The sequence below is a fragment of the Nocardia jinanensis genome, from assembly GCF_014645735.1.
GTDB lineage: Bacteria > Actinomycetota > Actinomycetes > Mycobacteriales > Mycobacteriaceae > Nocardia > Nocardia jinanensis.
In genome coordinates, this window is the sequence record NZ_BMMH01000022.1 from 16764 (window position 1) to 36733 (window position 19970).

A 19970-nucleotide genomic window follows, 5' to 3' on the forward strand; every position below is an offset into this window, starting at 1 on the left:
CCATCGACAATGCCCGAATGCTTGTTCGAGCGGTTTCCGCGTTGCCCGCAACCCGGGAGCACCGGACGGTCGGCCCCGGGCGCTAGATTGGTACACGTGTCAGCGCCATTGGAAGCGGTCAAACAGACCATGCATACGCGCTGGCCCCTATACCTGACCTCGATGTTGCTCGCGAACGCGTTCGGAGCCGTGCTGGTGTGGGCGTTCATCCAATACGGGTTACCGGTCCCCGAGGGTGAGGAACCGGGCACCCGGCAGGTCGGCCTGCTGGTCCCGGCTATCGTTTTCCTCACCGGCGGCGTGCTCAGTGTGGCCGCCTCGGCCCTGATGCTGCGGCCGGTGATGCGCTGGCAGGTGCGCGGTGGACCACCCAGTCGCCAGGAGCAGATGGCAGCCCTGCACGCGCCGCTGCGGCAGGCGATTGTGCATCTCGCTCTGTGGGTCCTCGGTGGCGGCGTCCTCGGCGCGGCGATCATCTCCGAGACCCCCGCGCTGGCCGGCGCCGTGATCATCACCGAATGTATGGCGGCGACCATTGTGTTCGGGTTCACCTACATGCTCGGCGAACGGATTCTGCGCCCGGTGGCCGCCGAGGCCCTCACCGCGGGCCGTTTCGACCACACCCTCACTCCCGGCGTCGGCACCCGGATGGCGATGACCTGGGGGATGGGCACCTTCGCCCCCACCATCGCGATCGTGCTGCTGTGCGTCACCCAGATCTCGTCGGATGTGAAGTTCTCGGCGCAGTCCCTGGCCGTCTCGATCCTGCTGCTCTGCGGTGTGGTGATCATGCAGGCGCTGGCACTGTCGATGCTGACAGCGTCCAGCATCTCCGACCCCGTCCGCCAGCTCAGCCAGGCCATCGACCAGGTGCAGAACGGTGCGCGCGATGTGCAGGTCGAGGTTTTCGACGGTAGTGAGATCGGTCTGCTGCAGGTCGGTTTCAACCGGATGATGGAGGAGGCGGCGAGCCGGCAGCGGCTGCAGGAACTGTTCGGCCAGCATGTGGGCGCCGAGGTGGCTCAGCGTGCCCTCGACTACGGTACCGAATTGGGCGGGGAGACCCGATTTGTGGCAGTCCTGTTCGTGGATATGGTCGGTTCCACCGCGACGGCCGCCGAACATCCACCCACCGAGGTGGTCAGCCTGCTCAACGAATTCTTCCGGGTCGTGGTCGATGTGATCGACCGTCATCACGGATTCGTGAACAAATTCGTCGGTGATGCCGCCCTCGCGATTTTCGGCGCGCCGCTGGACCGGCCGGACGCGCCTACTGCCGCGCTGGCCGCCGCGCGCGATCTGCGCGAAGCCCTGCGCACCGTATCCGGACTGGATATCGGTATCGGGGTTTCCGCCGGTTTGGCGGTCGCGGGGAATATCGGGGCCGCGAACCGCTTCGAATACACCGTGATCGGCGACCCGGTGAACGAGGCCTCACGACTCACCGAACTCGCCAAGGATCATCCGGGCCGGGTGCTGGCGTCCGGTTCGGCACTGTATTTCGCCGAGGACGGCGAACAGCGGCGCTGGACGGCGGGCGAGGAAGTGCAGCTGCGCGGTCGGCGGCGCAAGACACGGCTGTCCTGGCCGAGCGAAACCGTGCAGTAGACCCGCTCGCCGCGGTATCGGAGCAGGCAGCGGACTCCGCCGAGGGGTGTCCATTAGGCTGGGCCCGTGACGGCCAACGGTGATGCAGCGGGTACCGCTGCTGTGCCTCCGGCCGGGAAACCGGATCCCACCGAGAACCGGCGCCGGATATTCCGCTGGCTCAAATGGCTGGCCGTTTCGATCGTACTTCTCCTGTTGATCGGCGAGGCTTTCTATCTGTGGCCACGATTACACGAATCGTGGCAAAAGCTCACCGAAATCCATTGGGGCTGGGTCGCGCTGTGTATCGCCGCGCAAATGCTGTCCATGACCGGTTTCGGCCATGTCCAGAGACAGCTCCTGCGCGCCGGTGGCGTCGAGGTGAGCCAGCACAGGTCGGTCGCGGTCGTCTACGGCGCCACCGCCATGTCGGTGACCCTGCCCGCCGGTCAGGTGTTCTCCACAGCCTTCACCTACCGGCAGACCCGGCGCTGGGGTGCGAGTCCGGTGGTCGCCTCCTGGCAACTGGTGTTCTCCGGTGTCGTCTCCGCGGCGGGCCTGGCCCTGATCGGGGTGCTCGGCACCGTGCTGGCGGGTGGCCGGGTGGGGCCGGTCAACCTGATCGTTTCGGCGGCCGCGGTGGTGGCACTGATCTGGGCGGGGAACTACGCCTCCCGGCATCCGGGCACCCTCGAAGGGGTCCTGCGCCGGGCCCTGGTACTGGTCAACCGGGTGCGCAAACGTCCACGGGACATCGGCATCGACAAGATCCGGGAAATGCTCGACCAGGTCGAATCGGTGCGGCTGGGCACCCGGGACGGCGCGTGGGTCACCGGGTGGGCGGTCGTCCACCGGCTGGCCGATATCGCCTGTCTGGGCGCCGCCTGTTACGCCATCGGTGGCGATCCGCGCTGGGCGGGATTGCTGATCGCCTTCGCGGCGGGCAAGGCCGTCGGCTCTATCCCCTTCGCGCCGGGCGGGATCGTCTATGTGGACGCGACCCTGATCTACGGCCTCACCGCGGCCGCCGGATTGCCGGCGGCGCAGGCCGTCGCGGCCGCGTTCGTGTACCGGCTGGTGAGTTTCGTGCTGATCGCGATCATCGGCTGGATCGTCTTCGCGTTCGTGTTCCGCACCCGCAATGCCGAGGACGACGAGTACGAGAAGGAGTTCTCCCGGCGCAATACCTGAGCCGGCCGGGCGCCCTCCAGATACAGGTGGCAGGGCACGCGGAGGACACCATGCGCGCAGGCCGGACGTACCTCCGCCAACCGCTGCGGCCGTACGCGGACTGCCGATGGGCATCGCCCGACTGCGCCGATCAGGCGTACCTCCGCCTCCGCCGCGGCCGTACGCGGACTGCGGAGCGGCTTCGCCGACTGCGCCCACTAAGCTCCTCGGCGTGAAGTGGTTCGTAGCGATCGCCGTCGATATCGTGCTGGTGGTGGTGTTCTGCGCCATCGGGCGGCGCAGTCACGACGAGGCCGTACTCACCGGTCTGCTGCACACGGTCTGGCCGTTCGCGGCGGGGCTGGCCGTGGGCTGGGTCGTCGCGGTGGCGATCGCCCGCCGCGCGGCCGGTGCCGAACCGTTCGACGGTTCCCGCTTCTGGCCCACCGGTGTGGTGATCTGGTTGTGCACCCTGGTATTCGGCATGCTGCTGCGGGTGGTGGCGGGTCAGGGCACCGCGTTCAGTTTCATCGTGGTGGCCACCTCGGTACTGGCGCTGTTCCTGCTCGGCTGGCGAGGGGTCGTCCGGGCGATCAGGTGATCACCGGGACCCGCCCGCTGCTCATTCGTCCGGTTTGGCGAGCGCCTGCAGCATCCGTTCGCCCATCCGGACGACCATATCGCCGCTGTCGACATCGGCGATATGGATCGCGAACGTCAGATCACCCATACTCGCGATCAACCAGCCGTCGTCACCGGCTTTCGCCGAGAACCCGTTGACGTCACGGAATCCGCGCAGTCGCGCCATCTGCGGTGCGTTCATCCCCTCGCGCAGCGCCGCGCGCAGGGCGGCGTCGACCGGGCCCGGCAGCGGCCCCATCGGCGCGTCGGTCTCGCCGGGACGGCCTCGTTCGAGCATCGGCGGGCGAACCGTGCCGTTGGTGATGGCCGCGGCCGCGATCGCCATTCCGAAGGGGCTGACCAGCAGCGCGTCCGAACCACCACCCTGGCGCACCGGTTCGGCGCCACCCGCGCCGGCCGGACGGCCGGTCACTTCCTCCAGCCCGGGAACCCGGAAGTCCACCCCGACTCCGAGCATGGCGGCCGCCTCGATGACTTCTTGATCGGTGACATCCCCGGGCGCCTTGCCCTTGGCCGCTCCGGCCGCTTTCCGGAACAGGTCGATGGTGCCGCCCGCCGGATACAGCCCGGTGAACGCGACCGCCCCCTGGGCACTGGAGTAGTTGTTCTGCGCCGCGGCGACGACGGCGCCGGTGGAGGGCTGGGTGACGACGATGGAGGCGGGCGAACCGACGCTGACCACCGCGTCCTCGGCCGCGCGCTGCAATCGCTGGTCCATGGTCCCTGCGATATCGGGACCGGCCGGACCCTGGTTGCCGGCCAGCTGTTTGACGAATCGCCCGTTCTCGAACAGCTGCACACCCCAACCGGAGTGCCGGTCCTGGCTTTCCTCCCAGACTTTCTTCATGGCGTCGAGCATCGGCGAGAAGATCCGGCGATCGGAGACGATGAGCCGCGGCTCCTGTTTCATCACCACACCCGGGATCGGCGCCATTCGCGGTTCCAGAATCGCGAAATCACCTTCCCGCAGGCTGACCGCCGTGATCGGCTTTCCGCCGGCCGCGGCCAGATCCTCGCGCAGCGAGGCGCCGGTGATCAGTGGCGCGACCGGTTCGATGGCACGGGCCAGCGCGTCGGTGGAGGTCACCTGATCGGGCATCCGGGTGGGATCGAGTTCGACGACGTTGATGATCTGCTGGGTCATCAACGGCTTACCGACGTTGTCGACGACTTTCGGCGCCGGGTCGGGCGTGGTGCGCACCAGCTGGACGGTGCGGTTCTGACGGAGCTCGGGCATGACCACGGCCGGGTCCCAGGAGATCCGCCAGCCGTTGGCGAGTTTGCGGACGGTACCCTCCAGACCGTACGTCCAGTTCTTCTGCTCGCCGAAGCTCCATTTCACGTCGAGGTTGAAGATCCCGGATTCGGCATCGAGTCCGATGAATTGCGCCTTCTCGTAGTCGACGGTGCCCGATTCGAGACCTTCGAACATTTGCTGAAGAGTTGCCGAGGCCGCCGACGGGTACGAGGTCAACTCGGCCGCACCGGCGTAGTCGTGTTCGTCGAGTCGTTGGGTGAATCGGTCGACGACCGCTTCGGGCCCGGCCGCCTCGGTTCCGGTCCCGCACGATCCCATCGCAATTGCCAGAGCCGCCACCCCCATAAGGGCCACTGCGCCCCGGAAGCGAAAGCGGCGCGATCCCCTCACGTCCATGTCGCCCACTCTTCACTCTTGTCACTCCAGTAACAAGACCACCGTACCTGAAAAATGCCTGCTTGCGAGTGATCGCAAACCCGAAATCGTACCCGGACCCACTGTGTGTAGCTGTGGCCGAGCCCAACTCGCCGCACAGCGGACCATGATCAATTATCGGGGCGCCCGAGAACACCCGGCGACGCTACGCTACCGATCGATCAGAAGCGGTGCGCCGTTACCCCGCAAGTCCGCATTCATCGGAGAGATACCCGCTCACGGTAGCTCAGAATCATCCGCTCGCGAGTGAGGTGTCGGTAGGGTTGCTGTCATGTCCGACGGCACCCTCCCGCAAACCTCGAGCAGCCCGATTCTGGTCCTCAACGGCCCGAATCTGAATATGCTCGGCACCCGGCAACCCGAGGTGTACGGGTCGGAAACCCTCGCCGATGTAATCGAATTGTGTCGTCGCGCCGCGGCGGCGCACGGCCGGGAGATCTCCCATTTCCAGTCGAATTCCGAGGGTGATCTCATCGACCGGATCCATGGGGCGCACGGCACGGTCTCGGCGATCGTGATAAATCCCGGCGGGCTGACCCACACCTCGGTCGCGCTGCGCGACGCACTGGTCATTCCGGAGGTGCCGATCGTCGAGGTGCACATCAGCAATGTGCACGCACGTGAGGATTTCCGCCGGCATTCGTATATCTCGCCCATCGCCGACGCGGTGGTCGCCGGGATGGGCATCCAGGGCTACGCGGCGGCGATCGAATTCCTGCTCACCCGCCGGGTGTGACCGGCCCCGCTCACGGGGCCGGCACTCAACTCGCGCTCTCGATCCGGAAAACCGGGAAGCCGGGGGCGATTCCGGCGAGTTCGGCGTCGGTGGAGTCCTTGGTGATGCCCTCGAAGAACCGGCCGACCTCCCAGCCCCAGCGCTCGAGGTAGAGCCGCAGCAGCGGGACCTTGTCCGCGTCGTCGACCTCGACCGCGCCGAAGACCTCGGTCCGCCGGCCCAGCCGCAGCTCGCCGGTGCCGGCGACGCGTAGGTTGCGCACCCACTGGGTGTGGCCGCGCGGCGCGACGAGGTAGCGCTGCCCATCGGCGGCGGTCATCAGATTGACCATGGTGGTCCGCCACTCTCCGGATCTGCGGCCGCGTACCGCCAGCAACCGGGACCCGGCGATGCTGATACCGAGCTTGGGCAGCAGGTTGGCGATCCGGTTGAAGATCGCGTCGAAACCGGTCGGGCCGAGGTAGCGGGTCGTCGCGTCGGTCATCTCGTTCTCCTTTGTGAGCGGTGCTCTCTGTTGTGAACAACAATCGCACCTTGACCCGAGGAAGTCAAGAGCAGTGCTCTCATTTCATTGAAACCACAGGTCAGGATGCGCCCGGCGTGTGCACAGAGCCGAAACGATCGGCTGCGATTTCCGCCGGCCCGCCGAACCGGCTACCGGCAGCCCGATTTTCTGAGACGGTGGTCGTGGACCCGGTCTCCCGCGGATATCGGGCGTGCGTGCTGAAACGAATGGCGGAGGAGAGTGGCGTGCGAGCCGCAGTTTTCCACGGAGCCGAACCCCGGCTGGTCATCGAGGAGATCCCGGTGCCGGTCCCCCGGCGGGGCGAGGTCCTGCTGAAGGTCACCGCCTGCGGGGTCTGCCATACCGACCTGCACGTCCTGCGATCCGAGGTGAAGTTCCCAGCGCCCGCCGTGCTCGGTCACGAGGTCTCCGGGGTTGTCGAACAACTCGGCGAGGGCGTGGACGATATCGCGATCGGCGACAACGTGGTGTGCAGTTTCATCATGCCCTGCGGTGACTGCCGCCACTGTGTACGCGGCGCGGAGGACCTCTGCGAAAAGTTCTTCGCGCACAACCGGCTCAACGGCACCCTCTACGACGGCACGAGCCGGCTCGCCCGGGCCGACGGCACCCCCCTGGCCATGTACTCGATGGGTGGGCTCGCCGAGTACTGCGTGGTACCTGCCTCCGATGTCTTCGAGGTGCCCGGCGACGTCGGTCTCGAAGCCGTATCCATCCTGGGTTGCAGTTCGTTCACCGCGCTCGGCGCGATACACACCGCCGAACTCGGTCTCGGCGACCGGATCGCCGTGGTCGCGGCCGGTGGTGTGGGATCCTCGATCGTGCAGTTCGCGGCGGCGAGCGGGGTCGCCCAGATCATCGCGATCGATATCAGCGACGAAAAGCTCTCGGCGGTAGCGAAACTCGGCGCCACCCATACGATCAACTCGCGGGCCGAGGACGCCGCGGCCCGGGTCCGGGAACTCACCGACGGGCACGGAGTCGATGTGGCATTCGAGGCGCTGGGCAGCGCCGCGACCTTCGCGACCGCGCTGGACGTGCTCGACGACGGCGGCCGCGCCGTGGTGGTGGGGATCGCCCCGGCCGGCTCCACCGGCGCGATCGACCTGGCCCGCCTGGTCCGCCGCAAGCTGCAGATCCGCGGCTCATACGGCGCGAAGGCCCGCACCGATATGCCCGCGCTGCTCCGGATGGTCGCGGCGAACACGGTGCGTCCGCAGGAGGTCATCACTCGCCGCTACTCCCTGGACCGGGCCGACGAGGCCTACGGCGCGCTGGGCCGCGGCGAGATCGTGGGACGGGCGATCATCGAAATGGGTTGAGACGCCGCGCGACCGACCGTCCGCGCCGCGCGGATCAATGCGAAAATTCACCGCCGACCGAGTAACGTCGAGCCATGCCGACGGAGGTCCGCAACAACATCGCACTGGCACGCTTCGAGATCACGATCGACGGCGAGGTCGCGGGATATACCGAATATCAGGACACCGTCGGCGAGCGCGCGTTCGTGCACACCGAGGTCGATCCGCGCTTCGACGGTCAGGGCTACGCCCGGACCCTCGTCGAAGGCGCTCTGGATGCCACCCACCGTGAGGGTCTGGGTGCGCTACCGATGTGCCGGGTGGTCCAGCATTTCATCGAGACCCGGCCGCAGTACCTGTCGATGGTGCCGCACTGGGCTCGCGACCGCCTCGGACTGCCGCAGTAGGCCGCGCAGCTACCACCTGTCCGAGGCGCGACAGTCCAGCGCCCCAGGAAACGAACCTCCCAACCAGAGACAACCCCACAGCAGGCCGCGCAGCCACCACCTGTCCGAGGCGCGACAGTCCAGCGCCCCAGGAAACGAACCTCCCCCAAAGACAACCCCACAGCAGGCCGCGCAGCCACTTGTCCGGGATGCGATTGTCCAGCGTCTCGGAAACAACCGAGCCACAGAGCACCCACGGGCCCGCGCACGCGCTCTCAGTAGGCGGCCACGGCGCCGTCCAATGCCTGCTGCAGGTCGGCGCGGACCAACCGCGCGATCTCCGCGGGCCGCGTCGGGAGGTCGGTGTGCGGCACCCCGAAGTGGAAGCTCGCCGACTTCACCTCTTCCTTGGTCGGTGCCACCGCCGGATCGGCCCGTGGACCGTAGCTCAGACCGAGGCTGACCAGCGCGGGCCGGGCACCGAGCTTGGCCGTCCGGAAGGCGATATGCCCGATACCCGTTCCGACGGCCTGCACCTGCGCCGGATCGACGTCGTTGCAGGTGCCCTCCGGGAAGATCGCCAGGCTGTCGCCGAAGGCCAGGCGTTCGGCGCAGATATCCATCATCCGCTGACCGGCGGCGTTCACCGCCCGCAGTCCGTGGTCACTGCCGCGGAACACCGGGATCCCGCCCATCATGTCGATGCGGCGGCGCAGTTTGATCTGTTCGAACAGCTCGTCCTTCGCCAGTACACGGGTGCGCCCGATGATGGGCCGCAGTTCGCTACGCCAGGCCGCGGCCGCGAGGGTGTAGGGGTCCAGCTGCGACAGGTGGTTGACCGCGATCAGCAGCGGGGTCCGGGAACGGATGAGTTCGTGGATCGCCTCCCGCGCTCCGGCCGCGTAACCGACCCGCGGCCGGTAGCGCCGTCCCAGCAGGGCGTAGGCCCCCATCGCCTGCAGCCGATTCTGCCGGTGCTCACGATAGAACTCGTACACATCGTCACTGTTGTCCAACAGCACCTCGGGGGGTCGCATACGGCTGACTCTACGAGTCTGCGGCGGTATGTCCAGACGGCCCGGAAACGGCCGCCGGGTGAACTCCGCGCGAAGTGAACAGTTGATCAGAGCGGCACAGTCGGGCAATAACTGCGATGATGGCCAGGTGGCGCAGGCAGATGACCCCGATGATCGCAAGACCCGGGGCGGCCGCGGTGACGGGCACGAGCCCGAACCTGGTCGTCGCGGTAACCGGCAGGGTGAGCAGACGGTGCGGGCAGGTACGCTGCTAGTTTCCTCGACCGAACTGGCCGAGCCCACCTTCCGCCGCACAGTGGTATACATCATCGAGCACAACGACGCCGGAACACTCGGGGTGGTGCTGAACCGTCCCAGTGATACCCCGGTGCACGATGTGCTCCCGCAGTGGGCGGAGCTGTCCGCGCAGCCGCACACCCTGTTCGTGGGTGGCCCGGTCAAGCGGGATGCCGCGCTCTGCCTGGGCACGCTCCGAGTGGGTGCGTCCATCGAGGGGGTGCCGGGGCTGCGCCGGGTGGACGGCCGGGTGGTGCTGGTCGATCTGGACGCCGACCCGGACCGGATCGGCCCGCTGGTCGAGGGTGTCCGGATCTTCGCCGGATACGCCGGCTGGACCTTCGGTCAGCTGGACAGCGAACTGACCAACGACGACTGGATCGTGGTGTCGGCCCTGCCCAGTGATCCGATCGCCGGTCGGCGCACCGATATGTGGGCCCAGGTGCTGCGCCGGCAGCCGTTGCCGCTGTCCCTGCTGGCCACCCATCCGATCGAGGTCGAGCGCAACTAGAGACGCCGTGATCCCCGCCGGCGGACCGGCGGGGATCCGCACCCGCACACCCAGCACATGCCCGGTGAGCAATGAGGACCGCGAGATGGCCATGGTCCGGAACCGGTTCACGATGTCCTTGGTGACGTCGGTACACACCGAAACGGCCATCAGAACGATCGGCAGCACCGTGACGGGAATAGTCATGCTCGGATAGCGCCGCGCCTGCAACAGATTGCGCCGCGGCATGGTCCAGGAATCGGCCGGTGCCGTCGCCGGACGCGGCGGGCGGGTGGTCAGGGTTGTGATCGCACGAGTTCCTTTTCTGCGGTGGTGTTTCCGGTGAGAGTGCGAAAGACGTCGTCCAGGTTCGGGATGTGCACGGCCAGTCCTTCGGCGGCCGGCCGATGGTTTTATCGTCACCGCTCCCCGGATCGCGGGCGGAGCGTCAAGAGAGAATTCCGGCGGGCGCCACCCCACCGGAAGGATCAGATATCGAGTTCTTCGACGGGGGCGTGCTCGGCGATATCGGAGACGCGCTGGTATAGCAGGTCGGGGATCTTGCCTTTCAAGTCCTCGACCGTGTCGACGATGGTGAGCGTGTAGTCACCCCAGTCGTGCTCGATACCGAGCATGCGGCGCCAGTTCTTCAGATCGCGCAGCCAGTTTTCCGATTCCGGATATTCCGACCAGTTCGCATACTGCTCGTGCAGTACGAATTTGTTCTTCCGGCTACGGAACACGCGCATATGTTCCATCCGCTCGTCGCCGACGTCCCGGTGCTCGGCGAGCAGAGCACCCTGGAATCTCACTTGCCGGGCGCCGTTGTGACCGACCCGCAGCACGATCTCCTCGAACCCCTCGAGCTTGCCCTCCTCCAATTCGATGAAGCGCTTGAGTGCGGTGACCACCGCGCCGGACAGATTGCCGCCGACCAGTTCCTGCGCCCGCTGGAACAGTGGCAGATCGTCGTCGGCGACGTAGATGGTCTTGTTCGGCATGAGCCAACTATACGTAGACATATACGTATAGGCAAGCAAGCAGGGGCGCTCATCTTCCGCACCGCCGGACGAACTGGGTCAAGCCCCCTTTGCTCCCACCTATTGAACGTGCCGTTAATCAGCGGTACGGTAGGCAGTGTTCCAATAAAGCACTCCGAAGAGTGCGGCTCACCCCAAAGGCCGCACCGGGGCGTGACCGAGTGAGGACCCACTGATGAACCGAAACCCCGAACAGCGCACCCGCCGCCTCGCCGCGCGAATCGCCGCGATCGCGGTCATCACCCTCGCGCCGCTGGCCCTCACCGCCGGCCCCGCCCTCGCCGGCCCCGGCCAGGCGTCCCAGATCAGCGATTCCCACGATTCCGGCGACAGCTTCGGCGATAGCGACAGCTGGAACGGCAACGGCGACTTCGGCTGGGACGACAACGGCCAGTACGGCTACACGGACCACAACCGGCAGAACTACGACGGGTACGAAGACCACCTCAACAGCGGCGGGAACCAGTACCCCGACCGCGACTCGCACAGCAACCACGACGGCGGCCGCGGCTACGACCAGCCGGCCGACTGGGACCGCGAGAACAACAGCGGCGGCTCTCAGAGCCCTGCCGCCTGGAACGTACCCAACCCCTACATCCCGCCGCCGACACCGAGCCTGCTGCCGCAGGTCCATCTGCCGTCTCTGCCGCAACTGCCGTTCGCGCTGCCGGGCCTGCCGCCGCTCCCGTGAGCGGGCAGTGTGGACCGATACCGGTTATAAGTTGCCGTTGCTCAGCGGCACATAGATAAACGAGTCGTTATCGGGAACCCGATGGGGGCGGGTCTACCACCCGCAGCCCTGGCCTGTGCAGTGGCGTCGCCGCCGATATCGGCGGCGATGGCGATTCCGATGCTCAGCGCGAACGAAGTCGCCGGAACAGCCGGGCGACCGGGGCGAAGAATCCCGGGCGGGACGGAGGCCACGGAATACCGCACTCGCGGGCGAAACTCAGGGCGTCGGGTGTCGTTCCGACCTTCGGCCGGTCGCGCGCCCACTCGACGAACCGTGTGGTGAAATCCGGGCCGGCCGCATGCACCAGTTCGGGATAGCGGGCCGCGACTTCCCGGGCCCGCTTGTGCCGCAGTGCGTGCGCCGCCGCGCACACCGCGGCCCGATCGAAACCCGGCGGGACGGCTGCCCCCGCCACCAGTGCGCGCACCAGCGCCGCCTGCCGGTCCGCCAATCCGGGCACGTCGGTCACCGCGACCCCGCCCGGGCGGCGGCGGTGATCGGTGCGCGGGCCGCGGCGTCGGCTATCGCATCGAGCTCGTCGAGCAGCTCATGGGCAGGCGGATAGTTACCGTCCCGCTCGAGCATGAGCGGAACCGGATGATCGTGTACGAACTCGGCGACCAGCGCGAGCACCTCCGGGGGTATCGGATGCCGATGGGTGTCGTGATAGCGCCCGCCGGATTCGTGACCGCCGGCGATATGGCAGTAGGCGATCCGCTCGGCCGGCAGGCGCCGCAACTCGGTGCGCGGGTCGCGGCCGCGGTTACGCGCGTTCGCGTACACATTGGCGATATCCAGCAGCAGATACACCCCGGTGCGTTCGACGATCTCGGTGAGGAACTCCGATTCGCTGAATTCGTCGTCGGGCCAGTCGAACAGCGCGGCGATGTTCTCCACCGCCAGCGGTACGTCCAGTCCGGCCCGGGTACCGGTGATGTTCGCGGTCAACGCGTCGAGCGCTTCACGGCTGCGCGGAATCGGGAGCAGATGACCGGCTTCGAGACCGCCGGCCCGCACGAACGCGATGTGCTCACTGACCAGCGGCGCCGATACCGCCCGCGCACAGGCCGCCAGGTACTCGATCCGGCGGCCGTCCACCGGTTCGGCGCCTCCCAGCGAAAGCGAGATCCCGTGCGGAACAACAGCGGTACCCCGATCCCGCAGCGCCGCCAGCTCGACCGGAACCTCGACCCCGCCGCGCCCGCGGCCCAGCGATTCCGCGACGACCTCGCAGAAGCCGAGTCCGTCCAGTTGATCTATGACACCGCAGATCTCCGGGCGCCAGCCGATTCCGAGCGCCGATTCGGGTAGCGGGCCGGTCACCGATCAGCCACCACAACCCCCACCGCCACCACCACAGCCGCCGCCGCCACCGCTGTCGCCGCCCCCCGCATCACCACCGCCGGAGCCGCCCCCGGACCCGCCGTCGGCGCTGAAACCACCCATGGCGGTGTTCAATGCCGGATCGAGCAATACCAGTGCCTGCACACCGAACAGTGCGACCGCCAGGCCCGCGGCCGCGGGACCGTAGGTCTCGTAGGACGGAGAGTTGCCCGGACGCAGATAACGGTGACCGTTCGCGGCCTCCGCCAGCGCCGTCCGGCCCGCCGGGGTGACCCGCGCCGGGGCCACGACCCGCCACCAGGCGATACCCAGCGCCACCAGCACAAAGACCAGGAAGAGCACCGGATTGCCGTTGAACAGCCCGGTGACCAGGCGGGCCACCCCGAAGAGGCCGACTACCAGGATCGGGAGACCCGCCTCACGCAGCTGCTTCCTGAACCGGTCGTCGGCCAGGTAACCGCGATCGACGAGAACTTTGCGCATCCGATCCAGATCGCCCCGGAGCCGATGAGTCACCAGGGTGATGCTCTGTGTCGAGACGTCGAGGCGATCGCGCACGGCGAGGGTGAACGGATCGAGCGTGACCGTACTCGTGGCGGCACCGACCGGTCGGCCACCGGCGTCGATGAGATCGTGGCCGCGCAACAACGCGATCGAAGCCATCACCGCCCGCCGATCACTGGTCAGCAGACCGAGTTCGGGTGCGGTCAACTCACCGGCCGGGGCCGGTGCGGACGCGGGCGCGGTGACGATCCGGTGCCGCAGCCACACGCCGAGCGCCACGGCGACGATCACGAACGGCAGGTAGAGCAGCAGGAATCCGGGACCGGAGATACCCCAGGTCTCCCCGGCGAACAGCACCGAACCCGCCGCCGGCCATTCGACTGTGTGCATACCAACCTCCGGCTCCGCACAATATTGAATCCAGTATCCGGTCCGAACCCCGGCCACGCCACGAGGAAAGCCTTCCGGGAAGGAAGTCGCTGTGGGACCTTCGGACACGGCGGCTCAATACCGGAGAGTGCCCGGACGCGTGCCTAGGGTCGGGGACCATGAACACTGCCCGTAGGAGATCGACCGTGAAAAGGTCCGGCTCGCAAATGGGGCCGGGCAGCACAGTTCGACGCCGCTTCGGCCGGCCCGGGTTCGGGTTGGTGACGTTCGCGCTGGTAGCGGGACTCACGCTGGTGTCCGCGCCGACACACGCCGAACCCACCGGCCCGGATGTCTCGTCCTGGCAGCACGGCGGCGGACGGCCCATCGACTGGTTCTCCGTCCGCGCGGCCGGTCACCGTTTCGCCATGGTCAAGGCCACCGAGGGCCTGGACTACATCAACCCGTTCTTCGTGCAGGACAGCCTGCAGATGCGCGTGGCCGGAATGGCCCGCGGGACTTATCACTACGCCCGTCCCGAACTGCCGCCGGAACCGCAGGCTGCCCTCTACTCGACGATCGTGCTCGGCCAGAACGGCCCGCTGGACCTGCCACCGGTACTGGATATGGAGAATTCCGGCGGCTTGGCGCCGGGCGCGCTGATCGACTGGACCCACCGCTATCTCAACACCGTGCAGACCCTCACCGGCCGGATTCCGATCGTCTACACCTACCCCAGGTTCTGGCAGACCGCGATGGCCGACAGCGATCAGTTCCACCGCTACCCGCTGTGGATCGCCGACTACCGTGACCGGGCCGAACCAGAGGTCCCCGGTCGCTGGCCCGCCTGGACGTTCTGGCAGCAGACCGACTCCGGCTCGATCCCGGGTATCCACGGAAATACCGATGTGAACGTGTACAGCGGCGCACAGGGCGATTTCGCCCGCTTCGCCCGGATGGGCGGGCTCACCGGCAGCGGATAGGCCCGCAGGACACGTACCCCTACACTCCGATCCGGCCGCCCCCGGACTTCCAGACCGCCACCACGGCGGGGCGCGGCTGGGTCGTTCCGCCGTCGGGCCAATGCGACGCGGGCCGCTCCACCGACGCGTCATCGGTTTCACCCGGATGCTGGACGCACACTACGACGCGATCCTCGGTGATCACCGGACCACAGGTCTCGGCGCCGACCGGGACCGACAGGAACTGTTTGGTCTCGCCGCGCCGATCACCGTCGAGCACCACCGCGAACAGGCCGTCGTTGGCGTCGAGCGCGTTGCCGTCGGTGCTGATCCACAGGTTGCCGTACGGGTCGAACGCCAGGTTGTCCGGGCAGGAGATCGGGCTGACCTTCGTCTTGTCGTAGCCCGCGAAATAAGTGTCGGCGACGGCCGGGTCACCGCAGACCAGCAGCAGAGTCCAGGTGAAGGCGGTACCCGCGTGCTCATCGGTCAGCTCGAGGACCTGCCCGTTCTTGTTCTTGTTGCGGGGGTTGGCCTCGTCGACCGCCGCCTTGCCCTCGGTACCGCGCTTGTCGTTGTTGGTCAGCGCCACATAGACCTTGCCGGTCTTAGGATTCGCCTCGAAATCCTCGGGGCGGTCCATCTTGGTGGCGCCCACCTTGTCGCCGGCGAGTCGGGTGAACACCGCGACCTCCTCGGCGGTCATCCCGTCCACCAGCGATTCACCGCGGCCGTCCGCGGCCGTCCGCAGGATCGGAATCCACTGGCCGGTCCCGGTGAACCCCTTGTCGGACGGGACCGTGCCGGATCCATCGATCCGGTCGGGGTGGTCGCCGGTGAGTTTCGCGACGTAGAGCGTGCCCGCGTCCAGGATGGTCATATTGTGGCGGCGGCTCGCGGCCCCGGTGCCCGCCTCGATCTTGCGCGAGGAGACGAACTTGTACATGTAGTCGAAGCGTTCGTCATCGCCGCAGTAGGCGACGACGGTGCCGTCGGCGGTCACATGAATATTCGCGGCCTCGTGCTTGAACCTGCCCAGAGCGGTGTGCTTGACCGGGGTGGAGGCGGGATCCCACGGGTCGAGTTCGACCACCCAGCCGAAGCGGTGGGATTCATTGGGCTCGGCGGCGATATCGAAGCGTTTGTCGAATTTCTCCCAGTAGTGCGGCGCATCGGATTCGCCGATCCCGTAGCGCTTCAGTCGCGCGGCCGATACCGGATCGGCGGCGGCGCCCACGAAATAGGCGTTGAAGTTCTCCTCGCCGGAGAGCACGGTGCCCCACGGGGTCACGCCGCCGGAGCAGTTGTTGACCGTGCCGAGGACCTTGGTGCCGGTGGGGTCGGCGGAGGTCTTGACCAGCGGACTGCCCGCCGCGGGGCCGGTCAGCCGGAACTCGGTGGTCGCGGTGATCCGCCGGTTGTATTTCCCGAACGCGGGCGCCAGCCGGCCGGTCCCGGGCTCACCGTGCACCTCCACGACGGTCAGACCGTGCGCGGCCATCGCGATATCGACCTGCTCGCGGGTGATCGCCTCGGGCTTGTACCCCGCGAACATGAACTGCTCGGTCGTGTACTCGTGGTTCACCACGAGCAGGTATTTGCCCGGCTGTCCCTCGATCGGCAGCAGACCGGCGAAATCGTTGTTGTAACCGAACTGCTTCGCCTGGGCGGCCGGGGTCTGGCGGAAGAAATCGAATTCGGGTGCGTCCGCGAACAACGGATCACCCCAGCGGATGACGACACCCTGCTCGTAGCCTTCCGGAACGACCAGCGCGTCCTGGGTGTTCGGCGCCACCGGGGTGAACCCGGTTCCCGTACCGTCGGTGCTCGCGGTCGTCCCGACCTCCGTGCTGTCACCGCAGGCGGCGAGTGCGCTCGCCGCGCCGACCGCGACCACCGCGGCCGCGCTGCCCTGCAGCAGGCGCCGCCGGGAGATCCCCGCGACGATATCCCCGAAGTAGGTGTTCGACGAGGTGTTGGGCACCTCGTGGAAGCAGGCGTTTCCGCATTTGTACTGACAGGTGACGCGCGCCCGCGACCCGGCCGGGTCGTGGGCGACGAAGAGCTCGAGAGGTTTCACAGTTGACTCCTGTTCCGGGCTGAACGCCCGCACGCTAGCCGACCCAGGCGAGTCCCAGGAGTCTGTTGAATTAACTGCGGACCAACACGGTGGCCATGGAAAGCCCAGGCCACCGTGCGGGCCGATAACAGCTACGCGACGATGTTGACCAACCGACCCGGCACGACGATCAGCTTGCGCGGGGCCTTGCCGTCGAGCAGGGCGGCGATCTTCTCGTCGGCCAGCGCGGCCGCTTCGATCGCCGCCTGATCGGCCTCGGGATCGACCTGGATACGGCTGCGGACCTTGCCGTTGACCTGGATCGGGTACTCCACCGTTTCCGCGGTCAGCAGTGCCGGATCGGCGACCGGGAAGGGGCCGTGCGCCAGGGAGTGGCTGTGCCCCAGCCGTTCCCACAGTTCCTCGGTCATATGCGGGGCCAGCGGCGCCAGCATCAGCACCACCGGCTCCACCGCCGAACGCGGCGCACCGCCGGGGTAGACCTTGGTCAGGTGGTTGGTCAGTTCGATCAGTTTGGCACCCGCGGTGTTATCGCGCATGGCCGCCAGATCCTCGTCGACCCCGGCGATCGTCCGGTGCAGCAGCCGCAGCGTCTCGTCGGCCGGATTGTCCTCGGTGACCCGGGTCGCGCCGGTCTCCTCGTCCACCACCAGTCGCCACACCCGCTGCAGGAACCGCTGCGCGCCGATAACGTCCTTGGTCGCCCACGGCCGTGAGGTGTCCAGCGGACCCATCGACATCTCGTAGAAGCGGAAGGTGTCGGCACCGTACAGATCGCAGATCTCGTCCGGGGCGATCGCGTTCTTCAACGATTTGCCGATCTTGCCGTACTCCTGGTTCACCTCGACCTCGGCACCCGTGGCGTCGGTCCAGTAGAACCGGCCGTCACGTTCGGTCACCTCGGCAGCGGGCACATAGGCGCCACGCGCGTCGGTATAGGCGAAGGCCTGGATATAGCCCTGGTTGAACAGACGGCGATACGGTTCGCTGCCGCTCACCTCGCCCAGGTCGAACAGGACTTTCTGCCAGAACCGGGCGTACAGCAGATGCAGTACCGCATGCTCCACCCCGCCCACGTACAGATCCACCCCGCCGGGATCGTCGGCGCCGTGCTCGGCGGGCCGCGGGCCCAGCCAATAGGTCTCGTTCTCCTTCGCGCAGAACTCCGCGGAATTGGTCGGGTCGGCGTAGCGCAGCTGGTACCACGAACTACCGGCCCAGTTCGGCATCACATTGGTGTCGCGGCGGTAGGTGCGCGGGCCGTCGCCCAGATCCAACTCCACCTCGACCCAGTCGGTGGCCTTGGCCAGCGGCGGCGACGGCTCGGAGTTCGCGTCGTCGGGATCGAAGGTGACCGGTGCGAAATCGTCCAGTTCGGGCAACCGCACCGGCAGCATCGATTCCGGCAGCGCGTGTGGTGCACCGGATTCGTCGTAGACGATCGGGAACGGCTCACCCCAGTACCGTTGCCGCGCGAACAACCAGTCGCGCAGTTTGTACTGGACGGTGCCGGCGCCGTGCCCGTCGGCCTCCAGCCGCGCGATCACGGTGGCTTTGGCGTCGGCGATGTTCAGTCCGTCCAGGTAACCGGAATTGATCGCCGGTCCGTCACCGCTGTAGGCCGTACCGTCGAAATCCGCGGGCGGCTCGACGGTACGGATGATCGGCAGACCGAAAGCGGTCGCGAAATCCCAGTCGCGCTGGTCCTGACCGGGCACCGCCATGATCGCGCCGGTGCCGTAACCACTCAGGACGTAGTCGGCGATGAAGATCGGGATCCGCGCGCCGTCGACCGGATTGGTGGCATGGGCACCCAGGAAGACACCGGTCTTGTCCTTGTTCTCCTGACGCTCCAGATCCGACTTCGCGGCAATGGACTTCCGGTAGGCCACCACGGCCTCGGCCGGTGTCGCGCTACCGGCCGTCCAGCGCGGATCGGTTCCCGCGGGCCAGGCGGCCGCCGTCAACCGGTCCACCATCTCGTGCTCGGGAGCCAGCACCAGATAGGTCGCGCCGAAGAGCGTATCGGGTCGGGTGGTGAACACCTCGACATCACCGGCCGCGGTGGCGAACTCGACCCGAGCGCCACGTGAGCGACCGATCCAGTTGCGCTGCATGGCCTTCACGTTCTCCGGCCAGTCCACCCGGTCCAGATCGTCGATCAACCGGTCGGAATAGGCGGTGATCCGCATCATCCACTGCCACAGCCGCTTACGGAACACCGGGAAATTGCCCCGCTCGCTACGGCCGTCGGCGGTGACTTCCTCGTTGGACAGCACCGTCCCCAGACCCGGACACCAGTTCACCACCGAATCCGTCTGGTAGACCAGGCGATAGGAGTCGATCACCGCATTGCGCTCGGCGACGGACAGACCCGCCCAGTCCTTACCGTCCGGCGCCGGACGAGCGCCCGCCGCGAACTGCTGCTCCAGCTCCGATATCGGCCGGGCGCGGCCGATCTCCTGGTCGTACCAGGCGTGGTAGATGCGCAGGAAGATCCACTGCGTCCACTTGTAGTACTCGGGATCGGTGGTCGCGAACGACCGCCGCCGATCGTGTCCCAGCCCCAGCCGATCCAGCTGCCGCTGCATGGTGGCGATATTGGACTCGGTGGTATCGCGCGGATGCGCCCCCGTCTGCACCGCGTACTGCTCGGCGGGCAGGCCGAACGCGTCGTAGCCCAGGGCGTGCAGGACATTGCGGCCCCGCATCCGGTGGTAGCGGGCGAATACATCGGTGGCGATATAGCCCAGCGGATGGCCGACATGCAGCCCCGCCCCCGACGGGTACGGGAACATGTCCTGAACGAACAGTTTGTCGGCCGGCACCTCCCCCGCCAGCGGACCGACCGGGTTCGGGGCGAAAAAGGTGCCGCGCTCGTTCCAGCGCTGCTGCCACCGCCGCTCGATCTCCCCGGCGAGCTCGGCGGTGTACCGGTGGGCGGGCGTATCACCGGCGCGACCCTGGGGTGCGCCAGGGTCTACCGAGCCCTGCCCGGCCGTCTCGGTTGCGCGGGAGTCCTGCACGGTCCTGCCTTCTCTAGCTGCTGATGGGGAGAATTCCGTCGTCGAACAGCCTAAGACGTGCGAGCTGA

Annotated in this window: 18 protein-coding genes; 9 read left to right on the forward strand and 9 right to left on the reverse strand. The window is 67.4% G+C overall.

Annotated features, from left to right (window positions below; all coding sequences use genetic code 11):
• The first annotated feature begins 129 nt into the window (after positions 1–129).
• The 3 genes from IEY68_RS30265 (at position 130) to IEY68_RS30275 (ending at position 3358) form a co-directional block, all read left to right on the forward strand.
• Positions 130–1608 (forward strand): adenylate/guanylate cyclase domain-containing protein, encoded by a 1479-nt coding sequence (locus IEY68_RS30265; RefSeq protein ID WP_189094575.1) that lies wholly within the window; start codon positions 130–132, stop codon positions 1606–1608.
• Positions 1609–1674: 66 nt separating this feature from the next.
• Complete coding sequence (locus IEY68_RS30270; RefSeq protein WP_062999973.1) at positions 1675–2778, forward strand: lysylphosphatidylglycerol synthase transmembrane domain-containing protein; 1104 nt, start codon at positions 1675–1677, stop codon at positions 2776–2778.
• 211 nt (positions 2779–2989) lie between these two features.
• Positions 2990–3358: a DUF3054 domain-containing protein gene (locus tag IEY68_RS30275; RefSeq protein ID WP_062999974.1), complete on the forward strand. Its 369-nt coding sequence runs from the start codon at positions 2990–2992 to the stop codon at positions 3356–3358.
• A 21-nt stretch (positions 3359–3379) separates the two neighbouring features.
• On the opposite strand, the gene IEY68_RS30280 is transcribed toward IEY68_RS30275, so the two are convergent.
• On the reverse strand, positions 3380–5053 hold the full coding sequence (locus tag IEY68_RS30280) for an NTF2-like N-terminal transpeptidase domain-containing protein (RefSeq protein ID WP_063000002.1): 1674 nt from the start codon (positions 5051–5053) through the stop codon (positions 3380–3382).
• A 310-nt stretch (positions 5054–5363) separates the two neighbouring features.
• Between IEY68_RS30280 and aroQ the strand changes: the two genes are divergently transcribed.
• Positions 5364–5828 carry a type II 3-dehydroquinate dehydratase gene (gene aroQ / locus IEY68_RS30285; RefSeq protein ID WP_062999976.1) on the forward strand — a complete coding sequence of 155 codons (465 nt, stop codon included), beginning with the start codon at positions 5364–5366 and terminating at the stop codon, positions 5826–5828.
• A gap of 25 nt (positions 5829–5853) precedes the next feature.
• Here the strand turns inward: aroQ and IEY68_RS30290 are convergent, their stop codons facing one another.
• A complete protein-coding gene (locus IEY68_RS30290; RefSeq protein WP_062999978.1) occupies positions 5854–6312 on the reverse strand; it encodes a nitroreductase/quinone reductase family protein in 459 nt (152 codons plus the stop codon).
• Between the two features lie 266 nt (positions 6313–6578).
• Here IEY68_RS30290 and IEY68_RS30295 point away from each other — a divergent pair, with 266 nt between their 5' ends.
• The gene (locus IEY68_RS30295; protein WP_063000004.1) at positions 6579–7676 is read left to right on the forward strand and encodes a zinc-binding dehydrogenase; all 1098 of its coding nucleotides are present in this window, start codon (positions 6579–6581) and stop codon (positions 7674–7676) included.
• Positions 7677–7750: 74 nt separating this feature from the next.
• Complete coding sequence (locus IEY68_RS30300; RefSeq protein ID WP_062999980.1) at positions 7751–8062, forward strand: GNAT family N-acetyltransferase; 312 nt, start codon at positions 7751–7753, stop codon at positions 8060–8062.
• Between the two features lie 254 nt (positions 8063–8316).
• Here the strand turns inward: IEY68_RS30300 and IEY68_RS30305 are convergent, their stop codons facing one another.
• Positions 8317–9078, reverse strand: coding sequence for a lysophospholipid acyltransferase family protein (locus tag IEY68_RS30305; RefSeq protein WP_062999982.1), 762 nt, complete (start codon positions 9076–9078; stop codon positions 8317–8319).
• Positions 9079–9205: 127 nt separating this feature from the next.
• Here IEY68_RS30305 and IEY68_RS30310 point away from each other — a divergent pair, with 127 nt between their 5' ends.
• Complete coding sequence (locus tag IEY68_RS30310) at positions 9206–9865, forward strand: YqgE/AlgH family protein (protein WP_189094564.1); 660 nt, start codon at positions 9206–9208, stop codon at positions 9863–9865.
• A gap of 467 nt (positions 9866–10332) precedes the next feature.
• Here the strand turns inward: IEY68_RS30310 and IEY68_RS30315 are convergent, their stop codons facing one another.
• The gene (locus tag IEY68_RS30315) at positions 10333–10845 is read right to left on the reverse strand and encodes an EXLDI protein (RefSeq protein WP_062999985.1); all 513 of its coding nucleotides are present in this window, start codon (positions 10843–10845) and stop codon (positions 10333–10335) included.
• A gap of 214 nt (positions 10846–11059) precedes the next feature.
• Here IEY68_RS30315 and IEY68_RS30320 point away from each other — a divergent pair, with 214 nt between their 5' ends.
• Positions 11060–11575: a hypothetical protein gene (locus IEY68_RS30320; protein ID WP_062999987.1), complete on the forward strand. Its 516-nt coding sequence runs from the start codon at positions 11060–11062 to the stop codon at positions 11573–11575.
• A 163-nt stretch (positions 11576–11738) separates the two neighbouring features.
• Here IEY68_RS30320 and IEY68_RS30325 read toward each other — a convergent pair whose 3' ends face one another.
• Genes IEY68_RS30325 through IEY68_RS30335 form a run of 3 tightly spaced genes read right to left on the reverse strand, consistent with a single transcriptional unit; the run spans position 11739 to position 13855 of the window.
• Entirely contained in the window at positions 11739–12086 is a 348-nt protein-coding gene (locus tag IEY68_RS30325; protein WP_062999989.1) for an SCO6045 C-terminal-like domain-containing protein, read from the reverse strand.
• Positions 12083–12940, reverse strand: a complete 858-nt coding sequence (locus IEY68_RS30330; RefSeq protein WP_062999991.1) for an MbnB/TglH/ChrH family RiPP precursor modification enzyme — start codon at positions 12938–12940, stop codon at positions 12083–12085. Before IEY68_RS30330 ends, IEY68_RS30325 begins: the two co-directional genes overlap by 4 nt.
• 3 nt (positions 12941–12943) lie before the next feature.
• Positions 12944–13855, reverse strand: a complete 912-nt coding sequence (locus IEY68_RS30335) for a TIGR04222 domain-containing membrane protein (RefSeq protein ID WP_062999993.1) — start codon at positions 13853–13855, stop codon at positions 12944–12946.
• 206 nt (positions 13856–14061) lie between these two features.
• Here IEY68_RS30335 and IEY68_RS30340 point away from each other — a divergent pair, with 206 nt between their 5' ends.
• Positions 14062–14817 carry a glycoside hydrolase family 25 protein gene (locus tag IEY68_RS30340; protein WP_373293034.1) on the forward strand — a complete coding sequence of 252 codons (756 nt, stop codon included), beginning with the start codon at positions 14062–14064 and terminating at the stop codon, positions 14815–14817.
• Between the two features lie 19 nt (positions 14818–14836).
• Here the strand turns inward: IEY68_RS30340 and IEY68_RS30345 are convergent, their stop codons facing one another.
• Together IEY68_RS30345 and leuS are read right to left on the reverse strand one after the other, a co-directional pair.
• Positions 14837–16876: a PhoX family protein gene (locus IEY68_RS30345; protein WP_189094566.1), complete on the reverse strand. Its 2040-nt coding sequence runs from the start codon at positions 16874–16876 to the stop codon at positions 14837–14839.
• A 131-nt stretch (positions 16877–17007) separates the two neighbouring features.
• A complete protein-coding gene (gene leuS / locus IEY68_RS30350) occupies positions 17008–19902 on the reverse strand; it encodes a leucine--tRNA ligase (RefSeq protein ID WP_062999996.1) in 2895 nt (964 codons plus the stop codon).
• Between the last annotated feature and the right edge of the window lie 68 nt (positions 19903–19970).